At 70.8% G+C, this 14,345-nt stretch carries 11 protein-coding genes; 2 read left to right on the forward strand and 9 right to left on the reverse strand.

What is annotated here, in order from left to right; genetic code table 11:
• The first annotated feature begins 115 nt into the window (after positions 1–115).
• Positions 116–1,006, forward strand: a complete 891-nt coding sequence (gene rarD / locus EUC46_RS03530; RefSeq protein ID WP_128772810.1) for an EamA family transporter RarD — start codon at positions 116–118, stop codon at positions 1,004–1,006.
• Positions 1,007–1,203: 197 nt separating this feature from the next.
• Here the strand turns inward: rarD and infB are convergent, their stop codons facing one another.
• The 4 genes from infB to EUC46_RS03550 form a co-directional block, all read right to left on the reverse strand.
• Positions 1,204–4,122 (reverse strand): translation initiation factor IF-2, encoded by a 2,919-nt coding sequence (infB, locus tag EUC46_RS03535; protein ID WP_128772811.1) that lies wholly within the window; start codon positions 4,120–4,122, stop codon positions 1,204–1,206.
• A gap of 90 nt (positions 4,123–4,212) precedes the next feature.
• Positions 4,213–4,536: a YlxR family protein gene (locus tag EUC46_RS03540; protein WP_128772812.1), complete on the reverse strand. Its 324-nt coding sequence runs from the start codon at positions 4,534–4,536 to the stop codon at positions 4,213–4,215.
• A gap of 114 nt (positions 4,537–4,650) precedes the next feature.
• Complete coding sequence (gene nusA / locus EUC46_RS03545; RefSeq protein WP_128772813.1) at positions 4,651–5,697, reverse strand: transcription termination factor NusA; 1,047 nt, start codon at positions 5,695–5,697, stop codon at positions 4,651–4,653.
• Positions 5,698–5,806: 109 nt separating this feature from the next.
• A complete protein-coding gene (locus EUC46_RS03550) occupies positions 5,807–6,259 on the reverse strand; it encodes a ribosome maturation factor RimP (RefSeq protein ID WP_128772814.1) in 453 nt (150 codons plus the stop codon).
• A gap of 72 nt (positions 6,260–6,331) precedes the next feature.
• On the opposite strand from EUC46_RS03550, the gene EUC46_RS03555 reads away from it, so the two are divergent.
• Positions 6,332–7,312 carry a hypothetical protein gene (locus EUC46_RS03555; protein ID WP_241655364.1) on the forward strand — a complete coding sequence of 327 codons (981 nt, stop codon included), beginning with the start codon at positions 6,332–6,334 and terminating at the stop codon, positions 7,310–7,312.
• A 216-nt stretch (positions 7,313–7,528) separates the two neighbouring features.
• Here the strand turns inward: EUC46_RS03555 and EUC46_RS03560 are convergent, their stop codons facing one another.
• The 5 genes from EUC46_RS03560 to dxr form a co-directional block, all read right to left on the reverse strand.
• Positions 7,529–9,349 carry a proline--tRNA ligase gene (locus EUC46_RS03560; RefSeq protein ID WP_128772815.1) on the reverse strand — a complete coding sequence of 607 codons (1,821 nt, stop codon included), beginning with the start codon at positions 9,347–9,349 and terminating at the stop codon, positions 7,529–7,531.
• 67 nt (positions 9,350–9,416) lie between these two features.
• Positions 9,417–10,379: a GNAT family N-acetyltransferase gene (locus EUC46_RS03565; protein ID WP_128772816.1), complete on the reverse strand. Its 963-nt coding sequence runs from the start codon at positions 10,377–10,379 to the stop codon at positions 9,417–9,419.
• Positions 10,380–10,443: 64 nt separating this feature from the next.
• Positions 10,444–11,622: a flavodoxin-dependent (E)-4-hydroxy-3-methylbut-2-enyl-diphosphate synthase gene (gene ispG, locus EUC46_RS03570; protein ID WP_128772817.1), complete on the reverse strand. Its 1,179-nt coding sequence runs from the start codon at positions 11,620–11,622 to the stop codon at positions 10,444–10,446.
• 110 nt (positions 11,623–11,732) lie between these two features.
• Complete coding sequence (locus EUC46_RS03575; protein ID WP_128772818.1) at positions 11,733–13,061, reverse strand: M50 family metallopeptidase; 1,329 nt, start codon at positions 13,059–13,061, stop codon at positions 11,733–11,735.
• The gene (dxr, locus tag EUC46_RS03580; RefSeq protein WP_128772819.1) at positions 13,058–14,338 is read right to left on the reverse strand and encodes a 1-deoxy-D-xylulose-5-phosphate reductoisomerase; all 1,281 of its coding nucleotides are present in this window, start codon (positions 14,336–14,338) and stop codon (positions 13,058–13,060) included. The genes EUC46_RS03575 and dxr overlap by 4 nt, the downstream gene beginning before the upstream one ends.
• Between the last annotated feature and the right edge of the window lie 7 nt (positions 14,339–14,345).

Here is a 14,345-nt window from a genome sequence, read left to right on the forward strand (position 1 = left end):
CGTACCCCCTCCCGGCGGCTCCGGCTCCACCCGCCTCCCTGACCCGCCCCCAAGCGACTCTGCCCCACCGGCCGCGAGGGCAGCGGCTGGGGAGGACCGCACCTCGAGTGCGGGCATGGCCATGGTCCTGGGGTGCTACCTGCTGTGGGGGCTGTTCCCCATGTACTTCGTCCTGCTCTCAGCGGCCGGGAGTGTGGAGATCATTGGGCATCGGCTGGTGTGGACGCTGGTGACCTGCCTGATCCTGGTCGCCCTTCGGGGTGCCTGGGCGCCGCTGCGGCGGGTGCTGAGCTCCCCGCGAAGGCTGGGCGTCCTCGCCGTCTCGGGGGCGCTGGTGACGGTGAACTGGCTGGTCTACGTCTACGGCGTCAACACGGCGCGCACCGCCGACGCTGCCCTGGGCTACTTCATTAACCCGCTGGTCACAGTGGCCCTGGCGGCTCTTGTCCTCGGCGAGCGCCTGCGCCCGGCCCAGGGCGCAGCCGTGTGCCTGGCGACGGCGGGGGTCGGAGTACTGGTGGTGGCGCAAGGCTCTCTTCCGTGGATCTCTTTGGCACTGGCGTTCAGCTTCGGCCTGTACGGGCTGGTCAAGAAGCGCGTCGGCGCCCAGGTGGACGCTTTGACGGGGCTGACGGTGGAGAGCGCCGTGGTTTCGCCTGTGGCGCTGGCCTACCTGGTGTGGCTGACGGCCCGTGGCGCTGACGTGCTCCACGGCCCTGAGGCCTCCCCCGCCCTGGCAGGGCTCCTGGTGCTCGCCGGTCCCGTGACCGCGGTGCCGTTGCTGCTCTTCGCCGCGGGCACGCGGCGCGTGCCCCTGAGCGTGGTGGGCCTGAGCCAGTACATTGCCCCGGTCCTCCAGTTCCTGGTGGCCTGGGGCGTCTTCCACGAGGAGATCTCGCCCGCCCGGTGGGCGGCCATGATCCTGGTGTGGGTGGCCGTAGGCGTTTTCGTCCTCGATGTTCTGTACCAGGCTGCGCGCCGCCCCCGCCTCCGCGCGCCCGGCTGAGGACCGCCTCCCAGCCGTTTCCCCCACCATGGAGCACTCACATGGAGCACTCATCTCCTGTGAATCTCTTATATCCCTGTTCCTGTCGAGACTGGCCGGCCTCGCCATAGCGTGAGGGCGGGAACACATGCGGAAACGGGCTCGTGTTGTGCTGCCGCACAACACGAGCCCGTCAGTAGGACCGAACAATGAGCCGGTCAGTCGCGCGGCTTCTCACGCATCTCCCAGGTCTCAATGACATCGCCTTCAGCAATGTCCTTGAAGCCCAGGTTAATACCGCACTCGTAGCCCTCACGGACCTCGGTGACGTCATCCTTCTCGCGACGCAGGGTCTCAATGGTGAGGTCGCCGGCCACGACGACGCCATCGCGCACCAGGCGGGCCTTGGCACCCCGCCTAATGGAGCCGGAGCGCACAATAGAGCCCGCAATCGAGCCGAACCTCGAGGAGTAGAAGACCTGACGGACCTCGGCGCTGCCCAACCCGACCTCTTCGTAGACGGGCTTGAGCATGCCCTTCATGGCGGACTCGACGTCCTCAATGGCCTGGTAGATCACCGAGTAGAACTTCATGTCAACGCCCTCGCGGTCAGCCAGCTCGGCCACCCGCTCGGCGGGACGCACATTGAAACCGATAATGACGGCGGAGTCCACGGTGGCGAGGTTGACATCGTTCTGCGTAATCGCACCCACGCCGCGATGGATGACGCGCAGCGCAACCTCCTCGCCCACATCGATCTTGAGCAGGGAGTCCTCCAGCGCCTCGACCGCCCCCGAGGAGTCGCCCTTGAGGATGAGGTTGAGGGTGTCGACCTTGCCCTCCTTGAGGACATCGGTGAGGTTCTCCAGCGAGACGCGCTTGCGGCGCTTGGCCAGCAGGGCGGCGCGCTCGGCCGCCTCCCGCTTGCCCGCGATCTGGCGGGCGGTGCGGTCCTCGGGCGCCACAATGAAGGAGTCGCCGGCGCTGGGCACGCTGGTCAGCCCCAGGACGAGGGCCGGCCGGGCCGGGCCGGCCTCCTCCAGATTCTCGCCGTGCTCGTCGAACATGGCGCGCACGCGCCCGTAGGCGCTGCCGGCGACAATGGGATCACCCACGCGCAGGGTGCCGCGCTCCACCAGGACGGTGGTGACGGCGCCGCGGCCCTTGTCCAGCTTGGCCTCAATGGTCACGCCGCGCGCATCGCTACTCGGGTCGGCCCGCAGGTCCAGGGCGGCGTCTGCGGTGAGCAGGACGGCCTCGAGCAGCTCATCAATATGGAGGTGCTGTTTGGCGGAGATGTCGACGAACATGGTGTCGCCGCCGTACTCCTCAGGCACCAGGCCGTACTCGGTGAGCTGACCGCGGATCTTCTCCGGGTTAGCGCCCTCCTTGTCGATCTTGTTGACCGCCACCACAATCGGCACGCTCGCCGCCTGCGCATGGTTGAGGGCCTCAACAGTCTGCGGCATAACGCCGTCGTCGGCGGCCACCACGAGGATGGCTATGTCCGTCACCTCCGCACCGCGGGCGCGCATAGCCGTAAAGGCCTCGTGGCCGGGGGTGTCAATGAAGGTGATGGGACGCTCCTCGCCACCGAGTTCCACATGCACCTGGTAGGCGCCAATGGACTGGGTGATGCCGCCGGCCTCGCCGGCGACGACATCGGTGGAACGGATGGCGTCCAAGAGCTTGGTCTTGCCGTGGTCGACGTGACCCATGACGGTGACCACGGGGGGCCGCGGCCGCAGGTCGGCGTCGTCGACCTGGGCCTCCTCGGCCTCCAGGTCGATGGAGAAGGACTCCAGCAGCTCACGGTCCTCGTCCTCGGGTGAGACGATCTGGACGTTGTAGCCCAATTCGGCTCCCAGGAGGGCGAAGGTGTCCTCATCCAGGGACTGGGTGGCCGTGGCCATCTCCCCCAGGTGGAACAGGACGGTGACCAGGGCCGCGGGGTTGGCGTTGATCTTCTCGGCCAAGTCGGTGAGTGTGGCGCCCTGGCGCACGCGCACCGGGGTGGAGCCGTCGCCGCGCGGAACGATCACGCCGCCGATGGACGGCGCGGACTGCTGCTCGAACTCCTGGCGCTTAGCGCGCCTGGACTTGCGGCCGCGCGGAGCGCCACCACCGCGCCCGAAGGCGCCCTGGGTGGAGCCGCGGCCGCCGCGACCACCACGGGGGCCGCCAAAGCCACCGCGCGGGGCGCCCCCGCCGGCGGCGCCACGACCACCGCCGCCCGGGCGCGAGCCCCGGCCGCCGGCGCCGCCGCGGGCCGGGGCACCGGGGCGAACCAAGGAGGACTGTCCGGGCATCATGCCCGGGTTGGGACGAGGACCGCCCGGACGGGGCCCGGGGCGAGGGCCGCCCTGAGAGCGAGAGCCGGGGGCGCCCTGAGGGCGCGTCCCCCCCGAGCCGCCGGGACGAGGCCCGCCTTGAGGCCGGGGCCCGCCGGAGCGCTGCCCCCCCTGGGGGCGCGGCCCACCGGAGCCTCCCGGGCGGGGCATGCCCTGGGAGGAGGCGAAGGGGTTATTGCCCGGGCGCGGCGCACTGGGCCGCGGCCCGCCACCGGAGCGGCCCCCGCCCTGCCCGGAGCGACCACCGCGGCCCCCCGAGCGGGGCATGCCCTGGGAGGAGGCGAAGGGGTTATTGCCCGGGCGCGGCGCACTGGGTCGCGGCCCCGGAGTGGGGGCGTTGCGGCGCGGGCCCGGAACCGGGGCCGCCGGAGACGCCGGGGGCTCAGGTTTGCGAGCGGCCGGTGCCGCCGAGGTCGGGCGCGCCGGTGTGGGCGCCTGGGGCACCGGGCGCCCCTGGGTGGGCTTGGGGGTCGGCGGCGCCGCGGGGGCGGGCTTGGGACCGGGCTTGGGGGCGCTGGGCCTGGGACCGGGGCGGGCGCCGGGCTTCGGGGTGGGCTTGGCGGCCTTCTCCCCGCCCTTCTTCTCCCCGCCTTTGGCCTTGGGCGCGGAGGCCTGGGAACCGAAGTGCTCGCGAACGCGACGGGCGACGGGGGGCTCAACAGCCGAGGAGGCCGCCTTGACGAACTCCCCCTGGTCCTTGAGCCAGGCCAGGATCATCCTGGAGGTAATCTTCTTGCCAGTAGGGTCGAGCTCTTTCGCGAGCTCATGAACGCGTGGTTTTGCCACTTTTCTCCTGTCCGGTTGCCCACCCCGGACAGGGTGGGCGCTAGTAGAGGCAGCTCATCGCTGGGTACTCATCGGGTGCCCATCGGCTTCCTACCCGCCTTTGCTATCGGTCGTCCCGGCCCCGGTGGGGCCGGCGTACTCGCCCGGCCGCCGGCTGGTGAGCCAGCTCCGAACGGGGGTCGCATCTGGCGACCCACTGGTGCGCAGGGCTCGCCGGAAGGCGCGCCTGCGCTCGGCGAGGTCGAGGCACGCCGGATCCGGGTGGATCCAGGCGCCGCGCCCGGGCGCTGTGGCGCGGGCGTCAACGGCGAGCTCGCCGCTCGTCGTCATGGTCAGGCGCAGGAGTTGCGCCCGGGGGGCCTTGCCACGGCAGCCAATGCACGTGCGCTCAGGCTGGTGGGTGGTGCGTGCCACCGGTCACCGTGTCCTTCCGCTCAGCCTCAACCGCCGTCGCGGAGGCACAATTCGCCGTTGGGCGGCAGCCTGTACCCCCGGTAGGGCCCGCGAGGAGTCTACCGGTCCAGCGGCTCAGGCTTCCTCGGCCAAAGTTGAGGGACCTGTCACGTCGTCCGCCTGGGACTCAGCGCCAGGAGTGATCTCCCCGGACTCGGCGTCGGCGTGGATGTCGATCTTCCAGCCGGTCAGGCGCGCGGCCAGGCGCGCGTTCTGCCCCTCCTTGCCAATGGCCAAGGAGAGCTGGAAGTCGGGGACGACGACGCGCGCGGTGCGCTCGGATTCGGAGACTACCCGCACGGAGGACACCCGTGCCGGGGACAGGGCGTTGGCCACGAATCGTGCCGGATCCTCAGAGTAGTCGACAATGTCGATCTTCTCCCCGCCGAGTTCGGCCATGACGGCCCGCACGCGCTGCCCCATGGGGCCAATGCAGGCGCCCTTGGCGTTGACGCCGCGCACGCGCGAGCGCACCGCCATCTTGGTGCGATGCCCGGCTTCACGGGCCACCGAGACGATCTCGACGTCGCCCTTGCCCAGTTCGGGGACCTCGCGCTCAAAGAGCTTGCGCACCAGGCCGGGATGGGTGCGCGAGAGAATGATCTGGGCCCCCTTCAGGCCCCGGGAGACCTCCGTGACGTAGACGCGCAGGCGATCGCCGTGGCGGTAGCGCTCACCGGGGACCTGCTCGTGCGGGGGCATGAAGCCCTCATGCTCCTCGTCGAGGCGCACGTAGACAATGCGCGGGTCACGGCCCTGCTCGACAGTGCCGGAGATGAGCTCGCCGGTCTTATCCTTGAAGGTGCCCAGAACCTCGAAGTCACGGCGGTCCTGGATGCGCTGGACGATCACCGAACGGGCCGTGGCCTGGGCGATGCGACCGAAGTCGTCGGGGGTGTCGTCGAAGTACTCGCCGGTGGGCTGGTCATCCTCGTCGACCTCAGGGGCCAGCACCGACATGTGCCCGGTCCTGCGATCGATCTCAACATGGGCGCCGCGGATGGCCCCGGGCACCTTGGAGTAGGCGCCCAGAATGGCGTCCTCAATGGCGGGCAGGAGGTTGTCGAGATCGATGCCGAGCTCGTCGGCGGCGCCTCGCAGCTCGGGCATATTGATGTCCATGGTTCCTCTTCGTCGTTAGCTGGTGGCCCGGCTCCGGGACGGCCGGCGGGGCGGGCGCGGGCCCGCATGTCGAGCATGTCGATGGATGGCGGCGTGCATGGCTGGCTCCTTATAGGACAACCACCATGCGAGCACCGGTGATCTCGGCTAAGGGGATGGTCAGGTCTTGGCCGTCGACCTTGAGCGTCAGCTCCTGATCGTCAGCAGCGAGCACGGTTCCGGTGCGCACGCCTGCGGCGGTCGTGACCTCGGCGTCGTGGCCCACGGCGCGGCGGAAGTGGCGCGGCGTGCTCAAGGCCCGCTCAGCACCGGGGGTGGAGACCTCAAGGGTGTAGCTCCCCTTGACGGGGTCGGCCTCATCGAGGGCCTGGGAAACAGCGGCGGTGACGGCACCGAGCCCGTCAATGCTGAGATCGCCAGGGCCATCGGGCAGGTCCACCAGGACGCGGACCACGGAGTACTTGCCGGCCCGGGTGGTCTCGACGGCCTCCAGGAATAGGCCGGTGCCCTCCACCACGGGGGCCAGCAGTGCGGTCAGGCTCTGGGCGAGCGTGTCTGCCATGTGGGGTTCCTCCCGTTGTTTGGCGTGGCCGGTGCGGTGACATGCTACCCGGCGTGGGAGGATCGGGGGGTGATGAGCCCTCACGTCCACCGCGCCCCGTCCGCCGACGACGCCTGTCCCCCTCCTGCCGTGCGCCCAATCCGTTTTTTGCGCCGGGGCGCCGGCGTGGTCCTCCTGGTGGCGGCGTTGGCGGCCTCTACCGGCTGCGGGCTGCGGCTGGGCGAGGGCTCCGCCGCCTCCCTGCCCACCGCCTCCCAGGCCGAGGCCACGCGTGACTCCCTGGCACGGCGCACCACTCTTATTCTCTCCACGGCGCAGGTGGTCGCCCAGTCCCCCGATGCGGGGGCCGTGGCGACGGCCCAAACGGTCGCGGCTGACGCCCAGGTCCAGCTCGACGCCCTCGGGGGGGTGTGGCAGCCGTGGGCGACGACGGTGCCCACCACCTACCCGACTGCCTCACCCGTGGAGACCGCTGACCCGGGCGCCACCACCGAAACCCTCGTTACCGAGCTCACTGAGGGGGTGGCCCAGGCCCGTCAGGCCGCGCTGGGCGCCCAGGACACCGCCGCAGCCCAGCTCTACGCCTCATTGTTCGTCTCCTGGTCGGTGTCCCTCTACACCTTGAACTCTGGCGCCGTGACCCCGGCGCCGCGCGAGGCCACTGCCGTGAGCGAGCCGCTGCCCGGGGAGGTGCTGGTGGCTTATGACGCGGCCCGGTACGCCATGGAGGAGGTGGCCGCCCGCTCCGAGGGGAGCCAGCGCGACCATGCGGTCACTGACGCCGGGTACGCCGGCGGCCTGGTCAACGCCTCGGTGGCCGCCGGCAGTCAAGACGTCTGCCCGGCGGCCTACGCGCCCCCCACCGAGGCGGCCGATGCCGCGACGAGCCTCGACGTGACCTGGGCCCGTGAGGCGTGGAGTGAGGTCATGGCCGCTGAGGTCATTGGTGTCGGTTCAGCCAGTGGCGCGGCCCGTGAGGCGGGGCTGGACGCGGCCCTCGACGCCGCCCTGCGGGCGCAGGCCTGGGGTGCCGCCATCCCGGCCCTGCCCTGACCCGCAAGCCGGTATCCCTCATCTCCCTCATCGCTACCGCCGCGGGTCCGCCCGGCGGCCCCTGGACGCGGGTTTCGCCAGCTCCGGCTGCCCGGTAGCGGCCCCCTTGCGGGTGCGCCGCCCCACGAGTACGGGGGCCGCTCCAGGGCTCCTTCCATCAGGTCGAGCCGCCGTGCGCCGCCCCCGCGAGTACGGGGGCCGCGCACCCGGGCCGGGTCAGGCTAGGGCGGAGCGCACCAGGTCGACTATGCCGGTGGCGGCAGCCGCCACCGGCACCTGGGTGCGCCTGCCACTGCGGCGGTCACGGATCTCCACGGTGCCCCTCGTAGCCAGGTCCCGGCCCACCACGACGGTGAAGGGCATGCCCAGCAACTCGGCGTCGGCGAATTTCACCCCGGCACTGGCCCTGCGACGGTCGTCGTAAAGGACCTCAATGCCGGAGGCGTCCAGGGCCTCAGCCAGGTCAGCGGCGGTCTCGGAGATAGCGGAGTCCTTGCCGGTGGCGAGCACCTGGACGTGGAAGGGGGCCACCTGCGCCGGCCAGGCCAGGCCGTGCTCATCATGGTGGGCCTCGGCCAGGGCGGCCATGACGCGTGAGACGCCAATGCCGTAGGAGCCCATGGTGACCACTTGGGCTTTGCCGTTCTCGTCCAAAACACTCAACCCCAGGGCCCGGGAGTACTTGCGGCCCAGGGCGAAGATGTGACCGATCTCTATGCCGCGGGCCAGCTGTAGGGGGCCGGAGCCGTCGGGGGCCGGGTCGCCCGGAAGGATCTCGGCGGCCTCAATGGTGCCATCGGCGGTGAAGTCGCGCCCCATAACGAGGTCCAGGACGTGACGCTGGACGGCATTGGCCCCGGTGACCCAGCTGGTTCCCTCCACCACGCGCGGGTCCACCAGGTAGCGCACCGAGCCGGTGGGAACCTCCTGGCCGTTTTCGTTGCGCCTCATGCGGCGCAGGGGCGAGTTCGGGCCCACGGCGGCCGGCCCGATGTAGCCGCGCACCAGTTCGGGGTGGGCCTCGAAGTCGGAGTCGGTGGCGATCTCCACCTGGGCCGGCGATACTGCGGCCTCCAGGCGCTTCATATCGATGTCGCGGTTGCCGGGGACGCCGATCACAAGGAGCTCGCGCTCACCCCCGGGGTGGGTCAGGGCGACGACGACGTTCTTCAGGGTGTCGGCGGCCCGCCAGGAGCGCCCGTCACTGCGTGGATGATCCGCATTGACGAAGTCGACAAGGGTGTCAATGGTCGGGCAGTCGGGGGTGTCCACGACGCGGGCGGGCCCCACGCCGGAGGCGTCCGCATCCGGCGGCACGGGGGTGGTGACGGCCTCGGCGTTAGCGGCGTATCCGCCCTCGGAACGCACGAAAGTGTCCTCCCCGACGGGTGAGGGGTGAAGGAACTCCTCAGAGTGGGAACCACCCATGGCGCCGGCCATGGCGTTGACAATGACGTACTCCAGGCCCAGGCGGGCGAAGATCCGCTGGTAGGTGGCGCGGTGCGCCTGGTAGGAGGCCTCCAGGCCCTCCTCGTCCATGTCGAAGGAGTAGGAGTCCTTCATAATGAACTCCCGCCCGCGGATAAGGCCGGCCCGGGGACGGGCCTCGTCACGGTACTTGGTCTGGATCTGGTAGAGGCTCAGCGGCAGGTCCTTATAGGAGGAGTACAAGTCCTTGACCGCCAGAGTGAACATCTCCTCATGGGTGGGCGCCAGCAGATAGTCCCCGCCCCGACGGTCCTGGAGGGTGAACAGGGTGGGCCCGTAGTCCTCCCAACGGCCGGTGGCCTGGTAGGGCTCGGCGGGAAGCAGTGCCGGGAAGTGGACCTCCTGACCCCCCATGGCGTCCATCTCCTCGCGCACGATCCGTTCGACCTTGCGCAGTGTGCGCAGCCCCAAGGGCAACCAGGTGTAGACCCCGGGGGCGGCGCGGCGGATGTACCCGGCGCGCACCAGGAGCTTGTGGCTGGCGACCTCGGCGTCGGCGGGGTCGTCGCGCAGGGTGCGGATAAAGGCGGTGGACATTCTCTGGAGCACGGGCCCATGCTACGTGCTGCCCGGCGGCGCAACGCACGACCGCGCCCGGCCCCCCCGCCCGGCGCTCCTAGAGCAGGATGGTGGCGTAGGTGCCGGCTTGGGTGAAGCCCAGGGAGGAGTACAGGCCCAGGGCGGGGGCGTTGAAGTCGTTGACGTACAGGCTCACCACCCCCTGGAGTCCCACATGCTCGCGGCGCACCGCGTCGACCGTGGCCGCCAGCGCCACCGAGCCAATCCCGTGGCCGCGCAGGTCGGGGCGGGTCCACACCCCGGTGAGCTGGGCGACCGAGCCTCGTGGGGAGTGCCACAGGGAGCCGACATCGGCTTTGAAGGCCACAGCGCGCGGTGAGCCGCGGCGCACTGGGCCGCCGGCGCCGTCGTCCAGGACAATGTAGGTGCGCCCGGCGGCTATGAGCCAGGACACGTGCCGGGCGTAGGAGCCGCCCGAGGTGCCGGGATCGTAGCCGACCTCCTCAATGAACATGGCCACCGAGGCGGGCAGGACCAGCTCCTGATGTTCGGGGCGGGCGGCCCGCAGGCAGACCGACACCCACTCCAGGCCGGGGCGGCGGCGCACGGCGGAGGACGCCAGGTTCCCCGCGTCCGGGGCGTGGGGGGCGACTAGTACCGGCTGGTTCCAGCGCGTCTCCCGAGCCAGCATGCCCTGGGCCTCCAGTGGGCCCCAGATGGCTGCAACATCAGGAGCGGGGCCGGAGACCGAGCCGCGGCGGGTCAAGCGCCGCCCGGCATGGTCCGCCAGAGCCCGTAGCTCGGCGGAGCCCGCGCCGCCGGTGCCCAGGTGCGGGTCGGGCGCCAGGCCCAGGACCATGAGAGAGCCGGTGGCCCAAGCGGCCCCTCGGGGCCGGCCGGGGCGCCCCAGGAGGACCACGTCGCCCGTCCCCCAATGGTCCCAGCGCAGGACCTGGTGGGCCAGGGCCACGCCCAAGACCGGGTTGACGGCGCACAGCTCGAGCAGCCCGTCGCGTTGGCGTGGGCTGATGGGAGTCAGGCGCCGTTGGAAGATGCTCACACGGCGGCCCTGGGGACAGTGGCGCCCCGAATCGGCCGGCCCGGGCCTAATGGCGCCACGAGGGTCAGATCGCCGAAACCATCGGCGCGGTGCCCTCCAGGGCCTCCTCGCCGAGCTCGGCGCGCATCTGCTCAGCCATGTCCTCGGCGTGTTGGAGAAGCGTCTCCACAACACGGTCCTCGGGCACGGTCTGGACGACCTTGCCGCGCACGAAGATCTGGCCCTTACCGTTTCCCGAGGCGCAGCCCAGATCCGCCTCACGGGCCTCCCCCGGGCCGTTGACCACACAGCCCATGACGGCGACCCGCAGTGGGGCGGTCACGTCCTTAAGCCCCTCCTCGACCTGCTCCGCCAACGTCCACACGTCCACCTGGGCGCGCCCGCAGGAGGGACAGGAGACGATTTCCAACTTGCGTTCCCGCAGCCCCATGAACTCCAGGAGCTTGGTACCGACTTTGACCTCCTCCACCGGCGGGGCGGACAGAGACACCCGGATGGTGTCTCCAATGCCCTCGGCGAGAAGCGTGCCGAAGGCGGCACAGGACTTAATGGTGCCCTGGAAAGCGGGGCCGGCCTCGGTGACCCCCAAGTGAAGAGGCCAGTCGCCCTGGGCGGACAGGAGCCGGTAGGCCTGGACCATGGTGACCACGTCGTGGTGCTTCACCGAGATCTTGAAGTCGTGGAAGCCGCAGTCCTCGAATAGGCCGGCCTCCCAGACGGCGGACTCCACAAGCGCCTCGGGGGTGGCGCGCCCGTGCTTCTTGAGCAGGCGCGGATCCAGAGAGCCGGCGTTAACGCCAATGCGCAGGCTGACCCCGTGATCCGAGGCCGCCCGGCAGATCTCGGCGACCTTGTCATCGAACTTGCGGATGTTCCCAGGGTTGACGCGCACCGCGCCGCAGCCCGCCTTAATGGCGGCGAAAACATATTTGGGGTTGAAGTGGATATCCGCGATCACCGGGATGCGGGACTGCGTGGCAATGACGGGCAAGGCCTCGGCGTCCTTGTCCGTGGGGCAGGCCACGCGCACTATGTCGCAGCCGGCAGCCGTCAACTCGGCAATCTGCTGGAGGGTGGCGCCAATGTCGTGGGTCTTGGTGGTGGTCATGGACTGCACCGTGATGGAGGCGTCGCCGCCGACCTCACGGTCACCGACCTTAATGGTGCGGGTGGGTTTGCGTGGTGCCAGCACAGGGCGCTCCTCGCGCACGGAGGGGATGCCAAGAGCGATCGGTTCGGTCACGTCGCCCAGTATGGCACCGGGCCGCGCACCTCCACCTCCCCGGCAGCCGGCCGGCGGTGTGGGATGCCTCCCCTCCGCGGTGACTCCCCGCCGCCCCGGGCCGGCTCGGCTCAGACGGGGGCGACCACATCCACCCAGACCAGCACCAGCGCCATGGCAATGAGCAGGTAGAACACGACCTGCCCCACCGGAAGCATCCGGGCGGTGTCCACCGGACCGGGATCCGGCCGGCCGCGCGCGCTGGCCCACCGGCGTCGCGCCCCCTCCCACAGCGCCCCGGCCACGTGCCCGCCGTCCAATGGGAGAAGAGGCACCAGGTTGAAGGCGAAAAGGGCCAGGTTGAGCGACCCCAGCAGGCTGAGCATGGAGTACAGGCGGATGGAGAAGGGGATGGCCCCTGTCCCCGCTCCCGCGCTGGAAACCTCCCCGGCCATCCGCCCCACGCCCACGAGGCCCACGACGCCAGTCGCGTCACGGGCCTGGAGGCCCAGGCCCGCGGCCACCGCACGGTAGAGGCCCACCGGGAGGGTGGCGATGGCCCCCAGGGTCTGGGAGACCGCCTGACCGACGAACGCCGGCACACTGCTCAGCGGGGCGCGCACGGTTCCCAGGGTCGGGGAGACCCCCACGTAAGGGCGCACCTGCGTGACCACCTCCCCGGACTCGTCGGTCACGGGCACCCCCTGGGCGTCGTAGACGGTGCGTTCAACCTCCACGGCGGTAACCGACACGGTGCGCTCCTGGCCGTCGCGCTCCACGACGACCGGGACGGTTCCGGTCCCCGCGTCGGCGATAGCGGTCTGCACGTCCACCCAGGAGCTCACGGGGGTGCTGTTCCAGCTAATGATCCTGTCGCCGGCGGCCAGCCCCGCCTCGGTGGCGGGGCTAACGGGGTCGGCCTGGGTGCAGGCGGCACCGGCATCGATACTGGAGGAGACGCAGGGGGCGACAGTGGCCAAGGTGGAGGTGTAGGCCGGCACCCCGACACCGGCCATGGCCACGGTCAGCAGCACCACGCCCAGGACCAGGTTGGTCAGGATGCCGCCGGCCATGACCACGAGCTTCTTGGGCACGCTCAGACGGTAGAAGGCCCGGTGCTCCTGGCCGGGCGCAATCTCCTCCAGCGCCTCGGCGCGGGCCTCCCCCACCATTCCGACAGAGCCGTCCTTGCGGCGTCGGTCGGGGCGCTGCGGGTTCTCCGGGGGCAGCATGCCCACGAGCTTGACGTACCCCCCCAGCCAGATGGCCTTAATGCCGTACTCGGTTTCCCCACGTTTGACGGACCACAGGCGCGGCCCAAAACCGATGAAGTACTCGGGGACCTTCACCCCGAAGCACTTGGCGGGGATCATGTGCCCCAGCTCATGGAGGGCGACGGACACGCCAATACCGGCCACCAGGATGAGAATCCCCAGAATATAGGCGATGGTCTGGCTCATGGGCGACCCCCTCGGCGGGCGATGAGCTCGTCGGCACGGGTGCGGGCCCAGGCCTCAGCGGCCAGGATCGACTCCAAGCCGGAGGCCGGCGCGCCTTGGTGCTCCTCGACGACAGTGCTCACCACCCCCAGGATGTCAAGCCACTCCAGGCCCCCGCGCAGGAAGGCGGCCACCGCCTGCTCATTGGCCGCATTGAGTACGGCCGGGTGCGTGGCGGAGGCGGCCACCGCCTGGCGTGCCAGGTCGACGGCCGGGAAGGTCTGGGAGTCGAGGGGCTCGAAGGTCCAGGCGATGGCCCCCTCCCAGGAGTTGGGGGCCACCAAGTCGGACAGGTCGGGCCGGTCGGGCCAGGTCAGGCCCAGGGCGATGGGCAGGCGCATGTCAGGGGGCGAGGCCTGGGCGATGGTCGCGCCATCGATGAACTCGACCATGGAGTGGACGATCGACTGGGGGTGGACCACGACGGTGATGTCGGCCGGATCGACGTCGAACAGCACGTGGGCCTCAATGAGTTCCAAGCCCTTGTTGACCAGGGTTGAGGAGTTGACGGTGACCACCGGCCCCATTGCCCAGGTGGGATGGGCCAGGGCGGCGGCGGCGGTGACACCGGCCAGCTCGGTGCGGCTGCGCCCGCGGAAGGGCCCGCCGGAGGCGGTGAGCACCAGACGGCGCACCTCGGAGCGGCCAGTGATCACCGGGCTGGTCAGCCCCTTTTCGTGACGGCCACTGGCCAGGGCCTGAGCAATAGCACTGTGCTCGGAGTCCACCGGCACCACCTGGCCGGGGTAGCCCAGGGCGTCGCGGACCAGGGCGCCGCCCACCACCAGGGACTCCTTGTTGGCCAGCGCCAGGCGCGCCCCGCTGGCCAGGGCGGCCAGGGTGGGCAGGAGCCCCACCGACCCGGTAATGCCGTTCAGAATGGTGTCGCCTCGGCCCACGCCGGTGGCCTCGATGAGGTCGGTGGCCGCAGACGGGCCGGTGAGAATGTCGCGCACGGGGTTGGGGCGCCCCAGGGCGGCGCAAGCGCGGGCCAGGGCGGCGCGCAGATCCTCCTCGGCCCGCGTCCCGGCCGCGGATACGCCCACCACGGGCACCTCGAAACGGATGGCCTGCTCAGCCAGGAGTTCCAGGCGGGCGCCGCCCGCAACCAGGCCCGCCACCCGTGGAGCCCGCCCATCCCGGTCGAGGCGCTCAATGACCTCCAGGGCCTGGGTGCCAATGGAGCCGGTGGACCCGAGCAGGACCACGGCGGCGGGCGCGAGACTCGTCTGGCTCATCGTTCTC

It is taken from the genome of Actinomyces oricola, assembly GCF_004104015.1.
GTDB classification, from domain to species: Bacteria; Actinomycetota; Actinomycetes; order Actinomycetales; family Actinomycetaceae; genus Actinomyces; species Actinomyces oricola.